Genomic DNA, 22,241 nt, shown 5'->3' with positions numbered 1-22,241 from the left:
GGGCAGGTCGGCGTTCAGAGGATGGAGGATAAGCAGTCAAATGCGTCATACCGACGCCACGCAAGCAGTTTCGCAGTATAATTTTAGCCCCTTTTTTTAGCGGCCTGACGCGGGTAAGTGCTTTTATTTACGCAATCGTTACCGAGAACGTTCCCAACCCCGCAGCCCGCCCCGGAAGCGGCTTTGAAAGGGGGCATAAAAAAAGGAGCCGGGCAAACCGGCTCCTTGTCAGGCTTTCTAACAACGTAGTTTATCGGGTCAGTTTGATGTCGAATTCAACGCGGCGGTTCTTCTGCCGTGCAGCCGGGTCATCCTGTCCGTCGGCGGTCTTCTCAGGCTGCAGCGGGCAGCAGGCGCCCTTCGCCAGCACCTCGATGCGCGAAGCGGGAATACCCTGGCGCTTCAGGTAGTCGGCGCAGGCCTGCGCGCGCTCGCGGCTCAATTTGAGGTTGTAGTCGTCGGAGCCTACCTGGTCGGTATAGCCGGTGATGATGGCGCGCAGCGAGCCTTCGCGCTTCAGGACAGCGGCGAGCGTATCGAGCGTTACCTGTGTTTCGGGACGGAGGCTCCACTTGGCAAAGTCGAACAGCACCGTGTTATCGCGGGCCGGTGGCTCGGCAACGGCGGCCGTGTCTTTCGGCAGGGCCTTCAGGCAAACGACGGGGCTTTGCAGCGTATCCACATCGCCCGCGGGCTTCGCAAGAGAAGCCTGGCCGGCCTCGTAGCCTTCCAGCGAGGCACTGACGTTCGTGCTGGCATAGGCTGCCACTTCGATCGTGTACGAACCGTCACTGGCCGTGGCGGCGCTGCGTCCATCGAGCTGCACCCGGGCTCCGGCAAGCGGCTGCTGCGTTTCGCAGTCGAGCACCTTGCCCGCAACAAACTGGCGGTATTGCTTGTCGACGCTGTACAGCGACATACAGGCATCCTGCCCACGGTCGGAAGAGATCACCGCGCCCTTCAGCAGGCGGTCGGGAGAAGCAGTGGAGAAATACGAGTCGTCCCGGTTGCTGTTGACGGGGTAGCCCATGTTCTGCGCGCCGGCAAAGCCGCCGGCTACCGTTCCCTTCGCGCTGTAAAGGTCGAGGCCGCCGAGGCCTACGCGGCCGCGGGAGGCAAAGACCAGCGTCTGCGAGGGCGCATGGTAGAAGGGCGCTTCATCATCGGCAGCGCTGTTGACGCTTGCGCCGAGGTTGACGGCAGCACCGAAGTTGCCGCCGTTAATGGGCGCGGCCCAGATGTCGTATCCGCCGAGGCCGCCGGGGCGGTCGGAGGAGAAAAGCAGGTATTGGCCGTCGGGCGTTACAAAAGGCTGGCGCGCAGAGGCACCGGATACATTCACGGCCTCGGAAAGACGCACGGGCTCCGACCAGCTGTCGCCGCTCTTGCGGCTCATAAAGATCGACGACACGGGCGTGCCGCGGTCGTAGCTCCAGCGGCTGAAGTACAGGCTGCTGCCGTCGGGGCTCATCGTAGCCGTACCCTGCTCACTTCCGTCTGTATTCGCAATGGCCAGCGGTTGCACGGCGCCGCCGGGCGTACCCGTATAAATACGGTTGGCGTATACGTTGCCGTCCTTCGCTGCATGGGCGCTGTCGGGGCGGGTGCTGGTAAACAGCAGGCTTCCGTTGCTCCACTGCGCGGCGTAATTCGTTTCGGCGCCGTTGATCGGGTCGGCGAGGCGGGCCACATTGTAGGCGCGGGCCGCCGGGTTGGCCTTTTCGTTCTGGGCAAAGGCGATGCTCTGGAGCTCCAGCTGCGCGGCGGCGCTGTTCCTGCCGCCGGCCTGCAGGTATTGCTCCAGCTGCGTTTTCGCCTCGGCGTCCTTGCCTTGCGCGCGCAGCGCCAGGGCATAGCCGTAGCGGGCTTCGGGGTAAGCCGCGGCGTCCTTGCCTTTCAACAGGCGCTCGTAGGCTTCGGCGGCTTTGCTGAAGTTGTAGATGCGGCGGTAGCTCTCCGCGAGGCGGTACTGGATCTCTCCCTCGCCCGTGGCAGCTCCGCTCCCGGCCTTTTTTGCGCCGGCGAGGCTGATGGCATACGGATGAAATCCGCCCGTGCTGCTGCCTTTGCCGCCGTCGAGGTATTGCTGGTAGTACACGGCTGCCGAATAGTAGTTGCCGCTGGTATAGTAGAAGTCGCCGCTCTTTTTATAATCGGCTGGTCGCTGGGCCGCACAGGGGGTGGCCGCAGCCGCCAGGAGAAGGGCCGGCACCCAGGTAAGTTTTTGTTGGATCGTCATATCCGGTTTTTATTCGGGGTTAGTGAACCATTACAGGCGCGGGCAGCTGAAGAAGCGCTGGCCCAGGATGCGGTTGCGTTTGATAATGTAGGAAAGCGATACTTCGAAGCTGTTGGCGTTGCCCACGAGACGCCCGAGGTCCGACGTGTTGACGTCGTACGAAACACCCACCACGAAGTTCTTGTAGTCGAAGCCCACGAAGGGTACCACGGCATCGTCGAAGCGGTAGTTGATCCCGCCGAGCAGGCTCATGTCGTCGGAGGCACGCAGCTGCCCGAAAGCACCGATGGCTTTTTCCTCGGCATTGCCCTGGCGCAGGTAGATGAAGTTGGGCGTCAGCACAAAGCGGCCCGACGGGTTGATGGCCACGCCGCCGTGCACCGTCACGCGCATCGGCAGCTTGTCGCTGGCACCGATGTACACGCCCTCGGGCTGCGTGAGGTGACCCACCGATACACCGAGGTAAGGGCTGGCCTTCTTCGCCGGGTTCATGTCGTAATAGAGGGCGCCCGCGCCGGCATCGAATACCGTCGCGCCTTTCTGCGCCAGCACCTCGCCGTTCGACGTGTTGCCGTTGAAGCCACCGCCTACCGACCACTGCTCACCCGTGGTGAACTTGCTGGGGTCGAAGCGGCGCGCGATCATACCGGCCTGGATGCCGATGGCGATCACCTTGCTGTTGTCGCGGCCGAAGCGCACACCGGTGTAGTTGAAGGCGGCATAGGCATTCTGGAACGTAAAGCCCGTGCTCGTCGATTGCTGGAAAAGGTTGAGGCCGATGTTGAGTTTCTTGGAGGTTACCGCCTCGGCATTTACACCGAAGGTCTTGAACCCGTTATCGAGCTTCGCCCACTGGCTGCGGTAGATGCCCGACACCTTGTAGTCGCCGTCGAAGGCGCCGGTGAGGGCGGGGTTGAGCCAGGAGCTGAAGACATAGTATTGCGAGAAGTGCGGATCCACCTGCGCCTGCAGCACGCTGCGGCCACCGATGAGGGCAAGGGCCAGGATAAAATACTTTTTCATGCGTTCTCTGTGTTAGTCGATTAGCGAATCAGGTTAAAGAGGCCTTTTACGGTGGTCGTCTGCCCGTTCTGCAGCGTCACCTTGATCACGTAGGCATATACACCCACGGGCTGCATGCGGCCCCCGAAGGTGCCGTCCCAGCCATTGGCGGTATTGTTGATCACCGCGATCTGCTGGCCCCATTGGTTGAAAATGCGCATATCGATGGCCGTGATGAAGTTACCGTAAACCCGCAGCACGTCGTTATGGCCGTCGCCGTTGGGCGAGAAGGTGTTCGGAACATACACACCGCTGTCGGGAAGCAGCGTGGTTGCTGTCGCAGTGCCCGTGCCCGTCTGGCAGGCCAGCGCGCCGAGGGCCCGCACCTGGATGGTCACCGACTGGTTGGGCTGCAGGCCCGTCACCGTGTGGCTCGTGCCACCGGCGCCATTGGCCGCGGTCCAGGTGGCCCCTCCGTCGGTCGACACCTCGTACGAAGTGGCGCCGCTGATGGCTGCCCAGCGGAAGGTCAGCGAGTTCGGCTGCGGCGGGTCGGCCGTTACCACGGGGTTGCCGAGAATGGCCGCGATGCTGATGGCCTGCGGGGCGCTCGTGCTCGAGCAGCCGGCCGCCGAGGTCACCGTAAGCGTGGCGTTGAAGCTGCCGCCGGCGTTATAGGTATGCGTCGACGTGGCGCCGGTGCCGGTGCTGTTGTCGCCGTAGTTCCAGGCATAGCTGCTGATCGATGGCGATGTCGTGGCGCTGAAGTTCACGGCGCTGTTGGCGCAGCTGTTGTTGGCAAAGCTGAAGGCCGCCACCGGGCTCGGGTTCACCGTTACGTTCAGCGTGAAGGGCGTGCCCGCGCAGCCGCTCGCCGAAGGCGTGATCGTGTAGGCCACAACCACCGGCGCATTCGTGCTGTTCACAAGCGTTTCGCTGATCGGGTTGGCCGTCTGCCCACTGGCAGCCGCATTGCTGATGCCTGCAACGGCAGGACGGCTCCAGCTATACGTTGCGCCCGCTACGCCGCTCGTAATGGTATAGGTAAATGCGACACCAGTACAGGCGGCAGCCGTGGCTGCGCTCGTTACCGTGGCCGTCGGGTTGACTGTTACCGTATAGGTGAACGGCGTGCCTGCGCAACCATTGGCGCTCGGCGTGATCGTGTACACAACGGCAACAGGTGCGTTGGTTGTATTGAGCAGCGCTTCGGTGATCGGGTTCGATGTCTGCCCGCTTGCTGCTGCATTGCTGACGCCCGTAACCGCCGGGCGGCTCCAGGAGTACGTCGTGCCGGCAACAGGGCTTGTGATGCTATAGGACTGCGCGCTGCCGCTGCACACGGCGCCGGTGGCAGCGCTCGAAACCGTCGCGGCAGGATACACCGTTACGGTGTAGGTAAAGGTTGTGCTCGGGCAACCGTTGAGCGAAGGAGTGATCGAGTACGCTACGTTTATGGGTGCGCTGGTTGTGTTCACAAGCGCCTCGGTAATGGTTGCCGTGGTCTGGTTGCTGACGGCGGCATTCGAAATGCCCGTCACCGCGGGGCGGTTCCAGGAGAAGGAGGCGCCGGCAACGTTGCTGCTGATCGCGTAGGCTTGTGCGGATCCGCTGCAGACCGTTCCGGTCGCGCTGCTCGTAACCGTCACCGAGGGATACACGGTAACCGAATACGTGAAGGCTGCACCGGGGCAACCGCTGGCCGTCGGCACGATGGAGTAGGTAACGACTATGGGCGCGTTGGTTGTGTTGACGAGTGCCTCCGTAATGGGGTTGGCGCTCTGGTTGCTCACGGCGGCGTTGGAGATGCCGGCAACGGCCGGGCGGCTCCACGAGAAAGTAGTTCCCGCGATACCCGACGTGATGCTGTAGCTCTGGGGGTTGCCGGTGCAGATCGTACCGCTGGCGCCGCTCGTCACCGAAGGCACCGGGTTGACGGTAACGGTGACCGTATTGACCGGCGTATTGCGGCAGCCCGACGTGGTAGCAGCCTGGTAGGAAACGGTGTAGGTGCCGGCAGTAGCGTAGGTGTGCGTGGCATTGGCGCCTCCGTTAATAAAGACCGTGGGGCTGCCATCACCATAATCCACCGAGTCGCGCACGATCGAACCGTAGGTTCCGCTCGCCGTAGAGTTGTTGGTGAAGGTCAGGGCGTTGCCGGCGCACACCGTAGTGCCCGGGGTTACGCTCAGGGCCGGCGTGAAGGCGCCCGAGATATCAATCGTACGCGTCGTGTCGGCATAGCAACCGGCGGCGTTCACCGCGCGGAGCGTTACCGTGTAGGCCGCACGTGCGGGATAGGTGTAGGAAGGGTTTTGCAGGTGCGACGTATCGGCGAGGGTCGTGCCGTCACCGAAGTTGTAGGTCCACTGGCTAACCGCGGTGGAATCGGAGGTCGACACGTCGTTGAACTGAACGGCCAGGCCACCGCAGGTGGGGAGCACCGGGTTGAAGCGGGCCTTCGGGCCATCGGTGACGGTGATCGTGTTGTTGAGCACCTTGGTACCCGTGCAACCGCCGCCGGTCAGCGCGTTCGCCAGCACCTGGAACGTATAGGTACCCGACTGCGCAAACTGGTAGGTTGTAGGAATACGGTATACATAATAGGAAACGCCATCGACCGTATAAGTACTGTCGGTCGTCGGGTTGTTCTGGAGCACACTGGCGTTGGGAGTCATCGCCGGGTTGTTGAAGAAGTTCCAGGACAGCGAGGCGAGATCGGCCGGCGCATAGGGCAGCGCGATACGGAAGTAGAACGGATTGTTGCGGCAGGTAAGTCCTGTGGTAACGCCATACGGATTGCCGAGGAGCACCTGCTGTGAGAGGTCCTTAACGGCAGCGCCTGCATTGTAGCCATAGCTTTCACCGTCGGTCACGCCATACGCAATGGCGTTGAAAGCCGAATCCGAAGACAGGCTGTGCGCCGCCTGGGGCGTCACTTTAAACGTTGCATAGGCGTAGCCCGGGAGCTGCGGGTGCGGCTGGAAGATGCTGCTGATGGGTTGCGTGCCGCCAGTACCATAAGCTGCGGATACGCCCTGTCCAAGCGTGTGGTCGAAGGTAGCCGCAACCGTGGCCTGGTCGACGCCGGGGTCGGCAGTGGCGGCCCCGTCGAGGCGGAAGGAAGCAACGCCGCCCTGGGGAATGATCACGTTGATATAATGTCCGTCGACGAAGCTGCCCGAGCGACGGATCGGTGCGGAATACACCGTTGTGCTCTTGATAGCCTGCTCCACCGGGCTGAGGGTGATCATCTCCGGATCGCCCATGCCGTTTCCGCCGTGTTTCACCGCGCAGTCTTCTGCCGTAATGAATTGGGTTACGGACACCGGCCGGTCGGAGGTGATCAGCTGCGGCAGGTTGCTGGCGAATTCATAATAAAGGTTGTTGATGATCCCGCTGAGAAGCGTGCCGTTCACGCGCACCTGTGTGGCAGGATCGCTCACGTTCACGCGGTATACGTTGTACTCCATTGTCTTGGTAGGCGCTGTGAGATAGCGCTTGCCCCAGGCTACCGAAGGGAACATCTGCTGGATCATGTGGTCAGAACCCGTCGTGGCATTGCAGTCGGTGGCATTTACCAGCACACGGCCGTTACCGCCGAATACCGCGATGCTCTTGTTGCAATCGGTCTTCACCACCGAGCCGGAGAGGTCAAGTCCCCGCGCCGTAAGGCGGCCCGAGCCCTGGATAAAGCCCATGGCATTGAAGATCTGCCCGCGGTTGAGGATGATCGGACCGTATTGAACGCCGGCATGATACTTCACCTGGGCGGCAGTATGGCCTTCATTGAAGATCGTGCCCGAGGAGCCGGTTGTGGAATCCACGACATCCTGGCTGGGCGTGAACCAGATGGGCGTATTGTCTTCTTTCGCGATGACAAAGAAATAGGAAGCGGGGTTATCGTCGTTGGCCACGCCGCCGTAGGCCTGCACGGTGTAGTTGGAGGCCCAGGTATTCGACGGGAAGAGCAGCGCGCCTGCTGCGGAGTTATTGCGCGCATAGGTGTGCATCCACACGGAAATGGGAACACCGTTGGTGGAATAAATGTGCACGCCGCGGCTGCTCACACCCGTAGCGTAGAGGCGGGTATCGGGGAAGCCACCGCTGTTGATGGTGTTGGCGGGATCGCCGGTCGGGAAGCCCGTTACTTCGGAAACCGAGCCGGGGTTGACCGTAACGGTTTGCGGGAAGCCGCTGGCCCCGGGAATACCGGGCAGCTCCACCTTTACCGTGGCAGCGACCGAGCCGGCCGGTACGGAAATATAGATCGACATGCGCGCTTCGTCGGCGTCGCCGGAATTCTGCTCCATTTTTACCTGGTAGCCGAAGCCGGCCCAGAAATCGAACCCGACGTTGGTGACGCCGGCGAGCTGTGCCGCACCCGCGCCGCTGAGGGCTACGTTGGCCGTGCCGCCGCCGCCACTGTTGGTCAGCGTGCCGTTCGTCGTGCCAATAGCGGTAGGTGCGAATTGTACATATACTGTTGTCGCGGCGAGCGTGCTGCCGCTGTACGGGATCGTTGCTGTGGCTGTGAAGGGCCCTGTTGCGCTTGTCGAAACACCGTAGCCGGAAGGTGCCGTAACAGTAATGCTGCCGGCCGCGGGCGAAAGGTAGACGCCCGACAGCGAGTAGTTCATCGTGGCGGTTGTGTTGACCGTGACGTTGCCCCAGTCGAGCGAGGAGGGCGAAACCGTCAGCGTGGGCACGGCTACGGGTGTCGTGAAGGTGAGGTCGGCGCCGTAGGAAGTGCCCACCGCATTGGTCGCAAAGGCACGCACATGGTAGGTTTGGCCGGGAGCAAGGCCGCTGATGGCGCTGCTGTACGCACCCGTACCGGTACCGTTGTGGCTGATGCCCAGGTTGGCGCCCGTGGTCGGGTTGGCCGTTGTGCTCCAAACGACACCGCGGTCGGTTACAGTGCCGAAGCCGTCGGACGTTACGTTACCGCCGGAAGTGGCGGTCGTGAACGTGATGGCGCTCGCAGCGGTGGTTGTTACTGTGGGGGCGGTAACCGTGGCCGTTGTGATCAGGAAATTGTCCACGCCGGCATCCTGGGCTACGGTATATCCGAGCTTGAAGCGGTTGACCGCGGGGTTATTGATCGTAATGGTGACCGTTGCGCAGGAAGCCCCCGAAGAGGCGGTGCTGGTGCCGGCACTCCAGGTCGCGCCGTTATCGGTCGATGTGTAATAGGTATAAATGCGGTTGGTGCGGGCGTCGTTGAACGTTACCACGCCGCAGCCCTGCGTAAGCGGCGGCGATACGAGGTAGGCACCGCTGCCACTAGGAAAGCGCAGGGCGCGAGGGCTGCTGCAGGGATCGGAGCCGGTAACGGTGTAGCCCTTGTACAGGCGCCAGGCGCCGGTGCTCGTTACATACTGCGTCTCCGTTGCGGGGGCGGCACCCGAAGACTGGGGCCATTCAGTAGTGTTGTCGAAGGTCTCCGTTGTGTAGGTGTAGTTCTGGGCAGAAACATCGCGCCCGGCTACCAGCAGGATCGCTGCGCAAAGGCAGCGGATCAGCAGTTTCTTTCGTTGCCGGGGAGCGGGCGCCGTGTTCACAGGTGCCAACGTCAGGTCATGGGAAAAGCGCATAGCAAGTCCAGTTGTGGTTTTTGTTATATCCGTATCGGGGCAGCCGCAGTACGGCTACCGTTGGTTGCAGGGAAGGGTAGAAAAAGAGTTCGGTTGCCGGAGTTCGTTTCGGGGGTCACATGGCAAGCAGCAGTCAGCACTCCGGTAATCGGGCAGGTCGTATCGCGTGAAAGGCAGGTATAGCAAGCATTCGCACGGATACAGTTCTTCGGGTCAGCGATACCAAAGTAGTCCAGTTTGGAAATCCGGCAACAAGTTTCTATGCAAACGTTTCCGGTAACGATTGCATAGAAAATTCATTGTGTATCGGGAAATGTTTTGAAACTTGGTAGACGATTGTGATGCGAGGCTTGTATTTCTACGGCCACCTGTGTGCTTGACCCGATTTCCCACATCACGCATTTCTTTTCCAATATCCCCTGCAGAGCCCTCCCCTAGCCTTTACTAAATCTGGCCAAACAAAAACTTCTTGCTATGAGAATGCGATTCTTGCTGCCCTCCACTGGAGCAAACAGAACTTTTTTTTCGTTGCCCGTAAAAGCGCTAATCACTTTTGCGTGCTTCTTCGCCCTGCTTAATCCGGGCCACCTTCATGCTCAGGCTTTAGGCGCCTGGTATACCCCAAAAGATGTCGAGCCGCTTGTTAGCGGTGCGAATGGCGCTAGCGGAGGAAGCGGCGCAATCTCCTCTACCGTCGGCCGCACAGGCACTCAGTCGGTTTTGTTCACACCGTCTTCTACATCTCAAAAGTATTGGTACAATAACAACATAGGCATTTTTCCAGGTGTCAATGGCTCTGGCTATGTCCACCAGATTTATTGGGCAAAAACGGATGCTTCGGCCACAACCCTCAACTCCTTGGGCAACGTACGTTACAATACAGCCAGCCCGACTCCAGCAGTAGGCAACGGCTCCTCGATATCGATGACGTCGACCACGGTTACAAACATCAACTCCGCCTCTTGGACGCGGATGACCAACAGTTGTACACCTAACTCAGCTGCCCGTTACTTTTATGCCGCTCCATTCTTCACGACATCCACAAATACGGTAAGCGTCTATTTCGATGACTTCGTGATGTACTTCACAGCAACCAGTGATGCCACGGACGTTGCGAAACCGAACGCGCCATCCGCTGCGTCCTATTCAGGCTCCACTGTTAGCTGGACTAATGGATCAGATGTGGGAAGTGGCGCCAGCGGAAGTCAAGCCACCGGGGTACAGGGCACCTACATTCTCACAACGAGCAATGCCGGCGCCACAGCTCCTGTGTTGCTCGACCAAGGCTATTACCCGGCCAGTTCTTCATTCAACAGCGACTGGACAGTTGCCAGCAGTGTAGCCTCGGGCACCACCAGCTACAACTTCACCGGCACTCCCGCCAAAATTGCGCTGGTACATTACGACAAAGCCTATAACTATTCGTCGGCAACCATCGTAACGCTGAACCTAGCCTGTTCTTCGCCGACACTCTCGGGTGTCAGCAGCAGCGCAGCATGCGCCGGAAGCAATACCACGGTTTCCCTGACCGGCCTGCTTGCCAGCACCGCCCAAACAGTGAGCTATAACATTAACAGCGGAACTACTCAAACATCTACTGTCACTTCTGATGCTTCCGGCAATGCCAGCTTTACAACTGCCGTAACCGCAGCCAACAACGGCCAAACGCTGGCCGTTACGAGCATTGTCAGCGGCTCCTGCACATCGAACTTCAACAGCAGCAACAGCACAACGCTCACGGTCAACGCCCTCCCCTCCGCGCCTGCCGGCACCACAGGCGCATCGCGCTGCGGAACGGGCACCGTCAACATCTCCGTAGCCGACCCGGGCGCCGGCTATACCATCGACTGGTATTCGGCTGCCAGCGGCGGCTCCGTATTGAGCGGCGGCAGCGGCACAGCGGCCTTCACAACGCCCTCGATCTCCGCCAGCACTACCTACTACGCCGAAACGCGCAACAGCACAACGGGCTGCGTGTCGTCGGGCCGCACGGCGGTCACCGCCACGATCAACGGCACACCGACGATCACGCCGACCAACCTGACCATTGCGCAGGGCGCAAGCTCCGGCAGCCTCGTGTATACATCCACCAATACTCCGAACCAGTACGCCATCAGCTACGACGCAACGGCGCAGGCCGCCGGCTTTGCCGACGTCAGCAGCACAACGCTTACCGCTAGCCCGCTCACGCTTGCCGTGCCGCCCGCCGCGGCCGCTGGCACCTACAACGGCAGCATCACGGTAAGCAACAGCAGCACCGGTTGCAGCGGCTCCGCAACTGCCTTCACGGTAACGCTCGTAGGCCCCTACACCTGGACCGGCGCCGCCGGCGACGGCCTCCTCGCAACGCCCGCCAACTGGAGCCCCTCGCGCACAGCCGCGAACAGCGACGTGCTCGTCTTCGACGGCTCGGTACCGACGGCGAGTGTTACGGCAGGCGGCGCCACAACGATCGGCTCGCTGCAGGTCAAAGGCGGCGCAGCGATCACGCTCAACGCTGCTTCCGCGGCCACGCTCACGGTCACGAACGGCATCAGCATCAGCGGTTCCGCATCGGCCCTGACGCAATCGACCAACCTGAGCATCAGCACGGGCGTCGGCTCGGTCAACAGCATCGCCAGCGGCTGCAGCATGACGATCAGCGCAGGCACCTTCACACTCGGTGCAACCAACACAACCGCCAGCATGACCGTAAATGGCGCACTGAACCTCACAGCCGGAACCTACAGCGGCGCCAACGGCATCACTACGGTTAGCGGCGCAGCCGCAAGCCTGGTGTACGGCAATGGCGCGACGCTTACCGGTAATACCACAGCCACACTGAAGGCGCAGAATGGCGGCACCATCGAAGTGGTGAAAGACAACGTCGCCTCCCTTGCGGCCACCTATACGAGCGGCGCAACACTCAAATTCAGCAACGCCTTCACCGACGGCGCCGACAAAACACTCGGCACCGGCGTCGCTTATGAAAACATCTGGTTTGCGGGCAACTTCAATTCAAATCATTATTTCCGTCTCTCCAACTCGCCTGCCATCACCATCAACGGCCAATTGAAAGTATCCTCCACCGGGTCGGGCGTTGTGCTCATCACGAGCGCATCGGGCACTACCGGCCAAACCGTAGGCTCGCTCCTGCTCACCGGTGGCACCATCAACGTCAACCGCGATGGCAGCGGCACCCGTGCCCTCACCGTCACAGGCGACGTGCAGATCACCGGCGGCACGCTCGACATCAAGCAGGGCGCCACGCAGAACACGCTCGGGCAGCTCAATATCGGCGGCAACCTGAGCGTATCGGGCAGCGGCGTCATCAGCAAAACCGGTGGCAACGGCAGCGCGCTCCTCGTATTCAACGGCAGCACGCAAACCGTCAGCGGCCTCAGCGGCAGCAATATCTCCGGGTCCTTCCCCATCACGGTAGCAAGCAGCAACGGCCTCACGCTGCTCGACGCCATGACCGTGCGCGGCAACCTTTCGCTCAGCTCCGGCATCCTCGATGTAGCGGGCAACAGCCTTTCGGTTATGGGCAACATCAGCCGCAGCACCGGCGCCATCTCCTGCACATCGGGCACGCTCGCCTTTACCGGCAGCAGCGCCCAGGACATCGCAGCAGGTGCTGTGAGCGGCAACATCAGCAACCTCAGCATCAGCAATACCTCGGGCAGTACGCCTTCGGTCAGCATCAATGCGTACACGGCGGTCGACAACACGCTTACACTCAGCAGCGGAACACTCGGAGTGGCCACCTACACGCTTGATCTCAACGGCCCTGTTGTAGCAACTTCGGGCTCCCTGAGCTCGTCTGCCTCGGGCACTGTTAACTTCAACATGAGTGCCGACGGACAGAACATTCCCGCCGCCAACTACGGCAACCTCGGTCTGACCGGTGGGCAGAAGATCCTGAGCGCCGGAACCACCGGTGTATCCAACACGTTCACGGTCACGGCTTCGGGCAGCCATACGGTTGCCGGCAGCACGGTAAGCTTCAACGGCAGCGGCAACCAGTCTATCCCGGCTTTTCCTTACGAGGGACTGCAAACGGCTACCGGCGGCACCAAAACGCTTGCTTCTTCACTCAACCTGTCGGGCACGCTGACCATTGGCAGCGGCAGCACGCTGGCCAGCGCCAACAACAACATCGCTCTTACCGGCAGCTGGATCCAGAACGGATCCTTTACGCCGGGCACAGCTACGGTATCGTTCTGGGGCACGGGCGCGCAAAGCTTCAGCGGCAGTGCCATGGGCAGCTTCTATACGCTCTCGGTGTCCAAGTCGGCAGGCAGCTTCTCGGCCGATGCGCTGACGGGAATTGGCTACCGCCTGCAGCTCGAGTCGGGCAGTGTGGTAAACGCGAACAACCTCGTGATCGCGGACGGCGGAAAGATCATTCGCCAGGACGGCAGCCTCGATGCCGCACCCAACTTCCTAGGTAACGTGGATCTTGAATTCGCCAACAGCAGCGACCTCGTGGCTGATGCGGAAGTGCCGGTTGCCGATATCGTACGCAACGTAACCGTCAACGGCGGCGGCATGGTAACGCTAAACAAATCGGTTACGGTCAACGGAGCGCTCACGCTTACGTCGGGCAAGCTCGATGTGGCCGCCTATGATCTCACGGTAGCGGCCGGCTCGGTTTCGGGCGGCTCTACGACTTCGTATGTAAAAACTTCGGGCGCGGGTGCGCTGCACATCAAGTCGGTAGGCCCTTCGGCGCAGGCCTTCCCGGTGGGCAACAGCACGTACAACCCGCTGGATCTTTCGTCCGGCACCATGCAGGGCTGGAAGGTGCGCGTGGAAGACGCGATCGCCAACGTGTCGGCCGGTTATACCGCCAACCTTGCCAAGGCAGTTTCCCGCCAGTGGGACCTCGTTCCCGATTCGGCCAACCCCGTGCCTTCGCCGGGTGTGACCGCTACCTTCTACTACAATGGCACGACAGACGTAGGTGCTTCTTTCTCTAACGCTACCGACGTACAGCTGTGGCACTATGATGCCACCGGCGGCTGGGCCAAGCGTGGCAGCGCCGTTACACCGGCTACGGTCAACGGACTGAAGGCGGCGACTGTGTCGGGCCTTACGTACTTCTCGCCCTTTGCGCTTTCCAACATCGATGCACCGCTGCCGGTGTCGCTGCTGGCCTTCACGGGCAAGCGGGCCAATAATGTCAACGAGCTGAAGTGGATCACGGCCAGCGAATCCAACAACCGTGGCTTCGCCATCGAGCGCTCGGCTGACGGTTCGCGCTTTACCGAGGTTGGCTTTGTGGCCAGCCGCGCCCAGGGTGGCACGAGCACGAGCGATATCAGCTACTCCTACAATGAGTCGATCACGGCCGGCACGAAATGGTACTACCGCTTGAAGCAGCAGGACCTCGACGGGCAGTATAAGTACAGCGCGGTGGTTCTGCTCAAGGGCGACAAGAGTGGTATCCTCACCCTCGACGGCATCTACCCCAACCCCGTAAAAGGCACGGCCTCGATCCGCCTGCAGGCTTCGGCCCAGGGTGGCAGCGTGGTGCTGCAACTCACGGATATGCTGGGTAAGGTGGTGCGCACGCAACCGGTGCTCACCGAGGCCGGCTCGTCGACGACGGTCCAGATGAACGTCAGTGGTCTTCCCGCCGGGCAGTATCACCTGAAGGCATTCACGGCCAATGGTGATGCGAGCGAGACGGTGACGCTGATTAAGCAATAAGAACAAGGACCCATCCCCCACAGCGCTACGCGCGCATCCTTCGCCTTCGGCTCGGATGTCCCTAGGGGAAGGGGAGCAAAGAAAGCCTTCCCACACGGGGAGGCTTTCTCTTTTAACGCCAAGGCACGAAGGCTTCTTTGGACGCGAAGGAGGCGAAGAAAAGAAGGGACTTACGCTGTGGAACTCGTTGCAAGAAGAATGGAGGAAGTCACGATGTGGCGGGGCGTAGGCCAGGAGTTTGCGACGCAAACCGCAAAGGGTGTTGCCCGAATCTGTGCTGTTCCAGCTGAAACCGTTGTATGCCCTTTACTGCTCTGCCCGCAGGGCGCCTCACTACGCAAGACGGTCTTGCACCATGTGTTGTGCTATCATACGTTTCAACCTGAATACGTATCTCCGTGTCCTCTGCGAAACGCGCTGCGCACTCTGCGAGAAACCTGCCCCGGGAAGTACCGGGTGAAACGAGGCATCTGTGGTACCAATCCCTGGAGCGGCGTAAGAAAGCAGGAGGACTGACACTATACAAACACGCAGCTGTTTCGCTGCGACGGAATGCTTATGGGTTGAAGGCTCCTGCAGGTTCGTCGTTGCCTAAAGCGGCACGCACAGACACTTCGCTTCGCTCAGCGTGACAAAGGCGGCGCGGGGCGCCACCTTTGTGCTCCAACCATTCCCCTCCCCTCCCATTCGTTGTTCTACCGCTCCTTGTTCCTTGTTCCTTGTTCCTTGTTCTGCTGTTCAATTACCTTCCCATCCATCCTCCATCCACCGTCAGCAGCGTGCCGTGCACATAGGCGGCCGCTTCGGAGCAGAGAAATACGAGGGGAGCCTTGAAGTCTTCCGGCTCGCCCCAGCGGCCGGCGGGGATACGCGCCAGGATGCTCTGGCTGCGCGCCGCGTCGGCGCGGAGGGCTTCGGTGTTGTCGGTAGCGATGTAGCCGGGCGCAATGCCGTTGACATTCACACCATGTGCCGCCCATTCGTTGGCAAGGGCCTTCACGAGGCTCGCCAGCGCGCCCTTGCTGGCGGCATAGCCGGGCACCGTGATGCCGCCCTGGAACGAAAGCAGCGAGCAGGTAAAGACGATCTTGCCGCTCCTGCGCGACAGCATATCGCGACCCAGCTCGCGGGCGAGAATGAAGGGCGCATCGAGGTTCAGCTGCAGCACTTCATCCCAGGCTTCGTCGGGATGCTCGGCGGCGGGATAGCGCTTGATGCTGCCGGCGTTGTTGACAAGGATATCGATCACGGGGTGGTTGGCGCGGAGCGTTTCCAGGAAGCCATAGAGCGCGGCGCGGTTGCCCAGGTCGGCGGCGTATGCCGTGAAATTGCGGCCGGTGGCGCGCACGGCGGCCTCGGTGGCGGAGCCGGCTGCCAGCGAGTGCGAAACGCCGATCACATCGGCGCCCACTTCGGCCAGGGCGATGGCCATGGCCTGCCCGATACCGCGGCTGCAGCCCGTTACCAGGGCCGTTTTGCCGGCCAGGAGCGAAGGATTCCAGATCATACGAAAAGAAGATTGGTGAACGAAAGAAACATGCTGCCGCCAAATTAGGTGCTTCCGGCGGCCGCGCCCCCCGGCGGCGGGGCTTTATTTGCGCAATCGTTTCCGCCCACGCACTGCGCCGCAAAAGGTTGTACTTTTAGAGGCCAATCAGCGAAAGCGTAACCTACCCACGGGAACATGAAGTTTGAAAGTGCTACGATAAAAGATATCGCCAAAGCCCTCAACCTGTCTACATCGACAGTGTCACGGGCCCTCCGCGGCTCCTACGAGATCTCCTCCGAAACCAAAAAGCAGGTGCTCGAATACGCGGAGAAGATCAACTACCGCCCCAACCCCATCGCCCTGTCGCTCAAGGAGCGCCGCACCCGCGCCATCGGCGTGGTGGTGAGCGAGATCGCCAACAACTTCTTTTCCCAGGCCATCAACGGCATTGAATCCATCGCCTACAACCGCGGCTACCACGTCATCATCACGCAGAGCCACGAGTCGCACGAGCGCGAGAAGGTCAACGTGGAGCATATGGCCGCCCGCGGCGTCGACGGGCTGCTCATCTCGCTGTCGAGCGAGTCGGTCGACATTGCCCACCTGCGCGAGCTCCACGAGAAGGGCATGCCCATCGTATTCTTCGACCGCGTGAGCCACGAGATCGAAACACATACGGTAACGGCCAACAACTACTGGGGTGCGTACCACGCCACCGAGCACCTTATTTACGAAGGCTTCAAGCGGATCGCACATATCACCGCCTCACCCCACCTCTCCATTACCAAGGAGCGCCTCGAAGGCTACAAGGAAGCCCTCGGCAAGCACGGCATCCCGTTCCGCGAAGAGCTGATCCGCTATTGTCCCAACGGCGGCATGAAGGTGCCCGAAGTCGAAGAGGCCATCAGCTCGCTGATGAAAGCGAAGCAAAAGCCCGACGCCTTTTTCGGCGCCGGTGATCGCCTCACCATGACCTGCTTCGGCATCCTCAAGCGCATGAAGCTCAAAAAAGAGCCCGGCTTCATCGGCTTTACCAACACTGCAGTCGGCGACCTCTTCTCCCCTTCGCTCTCCGTGATCCGCCAGCCGGCCTTCGAGATCGGCCAGCTTGCCACGGAGTTCCTTATCCAGATGATCGAAAGCCGCCGCCCCATCACCGAGTTCCAGACAAAGGTGCTCGAAACGGAGCTGATCATCCGCGATTCGTCGAAGAAGCAATCTTCCTGAACAGGCAGCTTAGCCAGTATCCCCATCGGCCAAGTGTATTATCTTTCGGAGTAAACCAACCGGTATGCTACTGAGGATACTTTTCTGCTTATCCCTCCTGTCGAACGCGCTCGATGGCCGCTCATCCGGACTGCCCAAGGGAAACAAGTTGTTTTTCGTGGGGATCGGTATCGATTCAATGATGGGGCCGGGCAACAAGCCCATGCAGTTCCGCTATTGCGTCAGCGATGCCCGCAAGATGGCCAGCTACTTCGGCTTCCCGGTAACGGTGCGCTCGGAGGCGACCGGCTATGGCCGCACACATGAACTGTCTACCGACACGGGGCGCTTCCGGCAATACCTTTCGTTCCGCGAATCGAACAAAGCAACCCGCATCGACAGTGCGGAAGCCTACCTCTTTTCCAACTCAGGCGCTTCGTACGCAGCGATAAAAGAGGTCATTGAGGCGATCAGCAAGCGAATGAGCGGCAACGATCTTTTCGTTTTTTATTACGCGGGCGCATCGCAAAAAGTTCTTCTTGCCGACAAGCCCCAGTTTGCCAACCGCGAAGACATCATGGTCTTTCCCCTGGGCGCTTACCTGCCCTCCTCGATCGACTCGCTATCCCAATTGAGCAGCACCCTGAATTCACTTACCCTGAAGACACTGCTGAACCAGGTCAGCTGCCGCAAGCAACTGGTGATTTTCGACACGGATGAGGGAAACGAATTCTTTCCGTCGTTCAGCAACTATGCGTTCGAGAATGACCTTTCGCTGAATGCGTTGCTGAGCCGCGAGCGTGTGTATTTGTTCACGATCGGCTCGGCGCCCGAGGTCGATGCACTGGGCGGAGGACTGCTTACCTACAGCTTCTGTAAAATGGAGCGCACCGACCTGAAAGACCTGTTCAGCCCCGACGCCAGCCAGCGGATGGCCTGGGAGGGAAGCTACAGTATCGAGCAAAGCAGGCTCTATTCGAATGCAGCCACTACGCTCCCGTCGTTTCATGCAGCCGTTCGCTTTGAAAAAGACTTTATCGAATTCGCCCGCAGGATGAAAGCCTCGGAAGAGTTATCGCGGGGCATCAATGCGCCGGTGAAGAGCGCCGCCGCACAACCACGCGCCCGCGGCCGGAATTACGCGCTGCTCATTGGCACCGACATCTACGATGCGCCATCCTGGGGAAAGCTGAATAACCCCGTAAACGATGCCAGCACCATTGAAAAAGAGCTTCGCGAGACTTATGGCTTCAATACCGAGCTCCTGAAAAATCCAACACGCCGCGAAATCCTGGAAGCCTTGCGCAAATACAAGAATCGGATCCGCTACGACAGCACGAGCGAGCTCTTCATCTTCATTGCCGGGCACGGCGGCATCGACGACTTTGTAAATGGATTTATTGCCACGCGCGATTCGAAAGACGGCCAGGAGGATTTTGCCCGCGACAGCTACCTCACCCATGCGCAGCTTCGCGACATTATCAACAGCATCGACTGCAACCACATCCTCGTTGCGCTCGATGTATGTTTTGGCGGCTCGTTCGATGATAAGATCTCCGGAAGCACAAGCCGTTCGGGCGAAGAGCGATATGCTGCTGCCGACACCCCGGCGATGCTGGAGCGAAAACTGCGCTTCCGGTCGCGCCTGTACCTCACTTCCGGAGGCCGTGAATATGTGCCGGATGGCCGGCCCGGCATGCACTCGCCGTTTGCCTACAAGCTGATTGAAACGCTACGAAAGGGAGGCAAGGACAGGCTGCTGACATTCAGCGAGATCAAGGCAGCGCTCGAGCGCGTGGTGCCTGAACCGCGGGCTGGTGGATTCGGAAGTAACGAACCAGGCGGCGATTTCATCTTTCTCGGCCTGTGACCGGCAAATTCTTTTGATGGGTATTTGCGTACCGGAAACGGTTAGAAAGTTTCATCTAGCCCAATAAAAAATGCCGGGCCCACCCGGACCCGGCAATGTCTTTTCAACCTGGAGATTTTCGCTACGGCGATGCGCGTGCTTAGCCTCCGGAGCGCGGTTGTTACTTGATCTTCGCCTTCACTTTATCACCAACCATATCGATCACGCTGGCCGAGTTGTCGATGATCATGGTGTTCACGAAGGAGTTCTTCGAGCTTTCCTTTACGTTGATGTGAATATCGTACGCACCCTGGCTGTACGAGGGCTCCGTGGCGCTGGTGCCAACGACGCGGTAGCCGTAGGAGCGCGGCACGATAAAGCTCTTGCCATCGAGACGCTTGCCCTGCAGGTTATTGTAGTACTCGGCAAAACCGGGCGCCGCCGGATCGAGGGGCGCATCGCGGAGAAAGAAATAAAAGCGTCCGAGCTCCACGTTCTTGAACAGCACACCATCGCCATTCACATACGAGCTGTTGAAGGTGATCTCGAAGTCCATGTTCAGGGTTCGGCGACCATTGGCGGCCACCTTCGCCTTCGCGTAATTGAGCTTCAGCGAGCGCAGCTTGAGGCGGAAAATGGAATTGTTGATGATCTCGTAGGGGTTGCTGGTATCGAGCTCGAACTCGGCGACCAGCGCGGTGTCGGTGCGGCCCTGGTTCTGAAAGGTACGCACCATGCGGAAGCCGTTGAATTGCATCCCAATCGGGTCGAAGGGCCCCTGCGGCGAGAGCTGGTCGTAGAAATACAGGTCGGTGAGCGCCTGGCTGTACTCGGCGTTGTATTTCGCCTTGTCCTTGGCGATCATTTGTTTGATGGCATCGCTGGCCAGTGAGATGGCGCCGCCGGCCAGTCCGGTCAGCGCGCCGCGACCGCCGCCGCGGGCTGCCAGCGTAGGCACTTCCTGCTTGTTGAGCACAGCGTAGTTGATCACATCGGGCTTCTCGGCGATCTTGACGGTAACGTGTTCGCTCTCCGATGCCGAGCCCGCGCGGTAACCCGCACAGCCGGCAAAGAGGGTTCCGGCGAGCAGCAGGGCCGCCAGTTGCTTATTCGATTTCATGATAGTGGTTTAGCGCGGCTCCTGTCCGCGGGTTTTTGGGATCGAGTTGAAAAGCCAGGGCGTAATAGCGCAGCGCCTCCACGGGGAAGTGATTTTCCTCCAGCACAAAAGCTTTGAGCAATGCTGTTTCCGGAGCGGATGTTACCGGCACCGACTGCAGCAGCGCAGCCACCCGCGACCGGTATTCGGCCGCTGGCAGAACCTGCAGGTATTTGCGGTTGCAGCCTTCGTTGTTGCGACCTCCGATCGACCAGTACAGGGCATCCTCTTTCCCGGCAAGGCCCAGCAGCAGCGACAGGTTCATCGGGCGGTCGGCCCGGATCGCTACCTGCTGTGTCGGTATGCGGTCGTGCTCGTCGGGGAAAATGCTGACAAAGGGCTCATGGATCGCGCCCTTCCAATAAATCGGAAGGCTGGCGCCCTTCACTGCATAGATCGTATCGGTGTACAGGGCTGTTTGCACGAGGGGGCAATCCCCACGCGAAACGGCGCCCTTGTTGCGCATATAGTGCCGCGGGTTTTGCTCCGGCGACCCGTGATGGCTCCGCAACTCGTCCCACACATATTTGAAGTAGGAGGCCGTCAGCGACGAGGCCTTGCCCGGGCACGCAGCCGCGCTCCGCAGGGCAAAAGTTCCCGGCTTCTTCAGCTGCAGCAGGCTGTAGTCGCGGCAAACGAGGTACAACTCGGCTCCCGGCGGCAGTTGCACGGCATCCTGCGCATAGAGCGAGTCGCCACGGCGCAGCAACGTCGCTCCCTTCTTAACCGCACCCTTAACGTAATACACGCGGTAGTCGGTAGGAGCGGCTAAAGCCGCCACCGAGAGCAACAGGAGAAGGGAGAACAGCAGCTGTTTCATGGCTTAATGATGTTCGCGGTAAAAGATCGTTTTATAGCCCAGTTTTCGGTGCAGCCACACGCTGAGTGCCTCGTAGAAATACAGTACGTCGACCACGAGGATCACGGCTACCAATGTCAGCGTCAGGTTGATCTTCAGCTGGAGCCGTGCAAAGAACAGGAGCCCGAGGTATACAAACAGGACGGCGAAGAGCAACTGCGCCGTCTTCGCTGCGAGGTGGAACCACAGGTGCTTGTCGAGGTAGAAGCGGATGAAGAGCGCCGACATCAGCCAGCAAAGCACGATGGCGATGAGCCAGTTGATCCAGCCGGGAACGCGGTTGATGTAGTCACGGTCGAGGATCGTGCGCAGCGCATTTGCGTGAACGACCACGCCGCTCATATCGGGCCAGCTTTTGCCCACCACGCGATGGTTGAGGGGTGTAAAGTGCCGGTCGACAAAGTTGTTCGGGTCGGTCGTTACATCGCCGAGCAGCACGATCTTTTGGGCAAACAATCCTGCCGATGCCGGGTCGAAGAGCGCCTCCGCATCCAGCACCACGAATTCATCCTGCCGGCGCGTGTAGTTGATGATCTCGGTTTCGTGGCCGCGTGCTTCAAGCACCTCGTAAGCCCCGGGGTCGGCAACCTTGCTCAGGGCCGCTGCAAATGCGGTGTAGGTTTCATGCTCCTCGTGTACAAACGGGGTGAAGTAGCGGATCACGCCGGTATCCTCGCCCACGAAATTGACAAAGCCCTTGTTCCGGCCGGCGTTTGCAAACCGGTCGTGGACGACGGTATGATGCCCGTCTTCCTCGAGGCTGTACGAAGTAACGAGGTTGGGAAGTGCGCTCATGGCCGATCCGAGCGCGGCGTCGGTGGCCGAGTCGCGCGGCTCCTCGAAGATCACATCGAGGCCCACGGCGCGGGTATGGAGCTCCTTGAGCCGTTCCAGGTAATGCGTCAGCGTGGCGCGCCCCGCCGTATCGATATTGACCAGCACGATGGCACTGTCGCTCGGCGACGCCTTCCGGCTGCGCATTTTCGAAAAGGCGAGATCATTGTAATCAAAGTCGTGAAGCGCCATCTTCAGCGGGTCCAGCACGTGCGTATTCAGCGGCACGAGCGCCAGCAGCCCCATCACCACAAAAACGGCGATGGTAGCGAAAAACGTATCTCTTTTAAACAAGTATCGGAACATAAGGACA

General features: G+C 60.3%; 10 protein-coding genes. 3 read left to right on the top strand and 7 right to left on the bottom strand.

The genetic code is table 11. The features are described 5' to 3' along the window. Positions 1-250: 250 nt before the first annotated feature. From ACYU7Z_RS14890 to ACYU7Z_RS14880, 3 genes are read right to left on the bottom strand one after another with little or no spacing between them, the layout of a single operon-like run. On the bottom strand, positions 251-2,239 hold the full coding sequence (locus ACYU7Z_RS14890; RefSeq protein WP_460571854.1) for an OmpA family protein: 1,989 nt from the start codon (positions 2,237-2,239) through the stop codon (positions 251-253). Positions 2,240-2,269: 30 nt separating this feature from the next. Then, a complete protein-coding gene (locus ACYU7Z_RS14885; RefSeq protein WP_460571852.1) occupies positions 2,270-3,262 on the bottom strand; it encodes a PorP/SprF family type IX secretion system membrane protein in 993 nt (330 codons plus the stop codon). 20 nt (positions 3,263-3,282) lie between these two features. Further along, the gene (locus ACYU7Z_RS14880) at positions 3,283-8,838 is read right to left on the bottom strand and encodes a PKD-like domain-containing protein (RefSeq protein ID WP_460571850.1); all 5,556 of its coding nucleotides are present in this window, start codon (positions 8,836-8,838) and stop codon (positions 3,283-3,285) included. Positions 8,839-9,696: 858 nt separating this feature from the next. Between ACYU7Z_RS14880 and ACYU7Z_RS14875 the strand changes: the two genes are divergently transcribed. After that, positions 9,697-14,532 carry an Ig-like domain-containing protein gene (locus tag ACYU7Z_RS14875; RefSeq protein ID WP_460571848.1) on the top strand — a complete coding sequence of 1,612 codons (4,836 nt, stop codon included), beginning with the start codon at positions 9,697-9,699 and terminating at the stop codon, positions 14,530-14,532. Between the two features lie 742 nt (positions 14,533-15,274). Here ACYU7Z_RS14875 and ACYU7Z_RS14870 read toward each other — a convergent pair. Continuing rightward, the gene (locus ACYU7Z_RS14870) at positions 15,275-16,039 is read right to left on the bottom strand and encodes a Rossmann-fold NAD(P)-binding domain-containing protein (protein ID WP_460571846.1); all 765 of its coding nucleotides are present in this window, start codon (positions 16,037-16,039) and stop codon (positions 15,275-15,277) included. A 177-nt stretch (positions 16,040-16,216) separates the two neighbouring features. On the opposite strand from ACYU7Z_RS14870, the gene ACYU7Z_RS14865 reads away from it, so the two are divergent. Together ACYU7Z_RS14865 and ACYU7Z_RS14860 are read left to right on the top strand one after the other, a co-directional pair. Next, positions 16,217-17,248, top strand: a complete 1,032-nt coding sequence (locus tag ACYU7Z_RS14865; RefSeq protein ID WP_460571844.1) for a LacI family DNA-binding transcriptional regulator — start codon at positions 16,217-16,219, stop codon at positions 17,246-17,248. Between the two features lie 64 nt (positions 17,249-17,312). After that, complete coding sequence (locus ACYU7Z_RS14860) at positions 17,313-19,097, top strand: caspase family protein (protein WP_460571842.1); 1,785 nt, start codon at positions 17,313-17,315, stop codon at positions 19,095-19,097. Between the two features lie 160 nt (positions 19,098-19,257). Here the strand turns inward: ACYU7Z_RS14860 and ACYU7Z_RS14855 are convergent, their stop codons facing one another. The 3 genes from ACYU7Z_RS14855 to ACYU7Z_RS14845 are packed head-to-tail and all read right to left on the bottom strand — an operon-like array spanning position 19,258 to position 22,234. Further along, a complete protein-coding gene (locus tag ACYU7Z_RS14855; RefSeq protein ID WP_460571840.1) occupies positions 19,258-20,196 on the bottom strand; it encodes a hypothetical protein in 939 nt (312 codons plus the stop codon). After that, positions 20,183-21,055, bottom strand: a complete 873-nt coding sequence (locus ACYU7Z_RS14850; RefSeq protein ID WP_460571838.1) for a hypothetical protein — start codon at positions 21,053-21,055, stop codon at positions 20,183-20,185. Before ACYU7Z_RS14850 ends, ACYU7Z_RS14855 begins: the two co-directional genes overlap by 14 nt. Before the next feature lie 3 nt (positions 21,056-21,058). Beyond that, positions 21,059-22,234 carry a CHASE2 domain-containing protein gene (locus tag ACYU7Z_RS14845; RefSeq protein WP_460571836.1) on the bottom strand — a complete coding sequence of 392 codons (1,176 nt, stop codon included), beginning with the start codon at positions 22,232-22,234 and terminating at the stop codon, positions 21,059-21,061. Positions 22,235-22,241 lie beyond the last annotated feature (7 nt).

The organism is Flaviaestuariibacter terrae (genome assembly GCF_054777635.1).
The sequence above is the reverse complement of the archived record's forward strand: the minus strand, read 5'-3'. Positions and strand labels throughout refer to the sequence as shown.

What these genes read in the sequence shown, in the direction of transcription:
- ACYU7Z_RS14890 (WP_460571854.1), bottom strand. Translation starts at nt 2,239, where the DNA reads ATGACGATCCAACAAAAACTTACCTGGGTGCCGGCCCTTCTCCTGGCG.
- ACYU7Z_RS14885 (WP_460571852.1), bottom strand. Translation starts at nt 3,262, where the DNA reads ATGAAAAAGTATTTTATCCTGGCCCTTGCCCTCATCGGTGGCCGCAGC.
- ACYU7Z_RS14880 (WP_460571850.1), bottom strand. Translation starts at nt 8,838, where the DNA reads ATGCGCTTTTCCCATGACCTGACGTTGGCACCTGTGAACACGGCGCCC.
- ACYU7Z_RS14870 (WP_460571846.1), bottom strand. Translation starts at nt 16,039, where the DNA reads ATGATCTGGAATCCTTCGCTCCTGGCCGGCAAAACGGCCCTGGTAACG.
- ACYU7Z_RS14865 (WP_460571844.1), top strand. Translation starts at nt 16,217, where the DNA reads ATGAAGTTTGAAAGTGCTACGATAAAAGATATCGCCAAAGCCCTCAAC.
- ACYU7Z_RS14860 (WP_460571842.1), top strand. Translation starts at nt 17,313, where the DNA reads ATGCTACTGAGGATACTTTTCTGCTTATCCCTCCTGTCGAACGCGCTC.
- ACYU7Z_RS14855 (WP_460571840.1), bottom strand. Translation starts at nt 20,196, where the DNA reads ATGAAATCGAATAAGCAACTGGCGGCCCTGCTGCTCGCCGGAACCCTC.
- ACYU7Z_RS14850 (WP_460571838.1), bottom strand. Translation starts at nt 21,055, where the DNA reads ATGAAACAGCTGCTGTTCTCCCTTCTCCTGTTGCTCTCGGTGGCGGCT.
- ACYU7Z_RS14845 (WP_460571836.1), bottom strand. Translation starts at nt 22,234, where the DNA reads ATGTTCCGATACTTGTTTAAAAGAGATACGTTTTTCGCTACCATCGCC.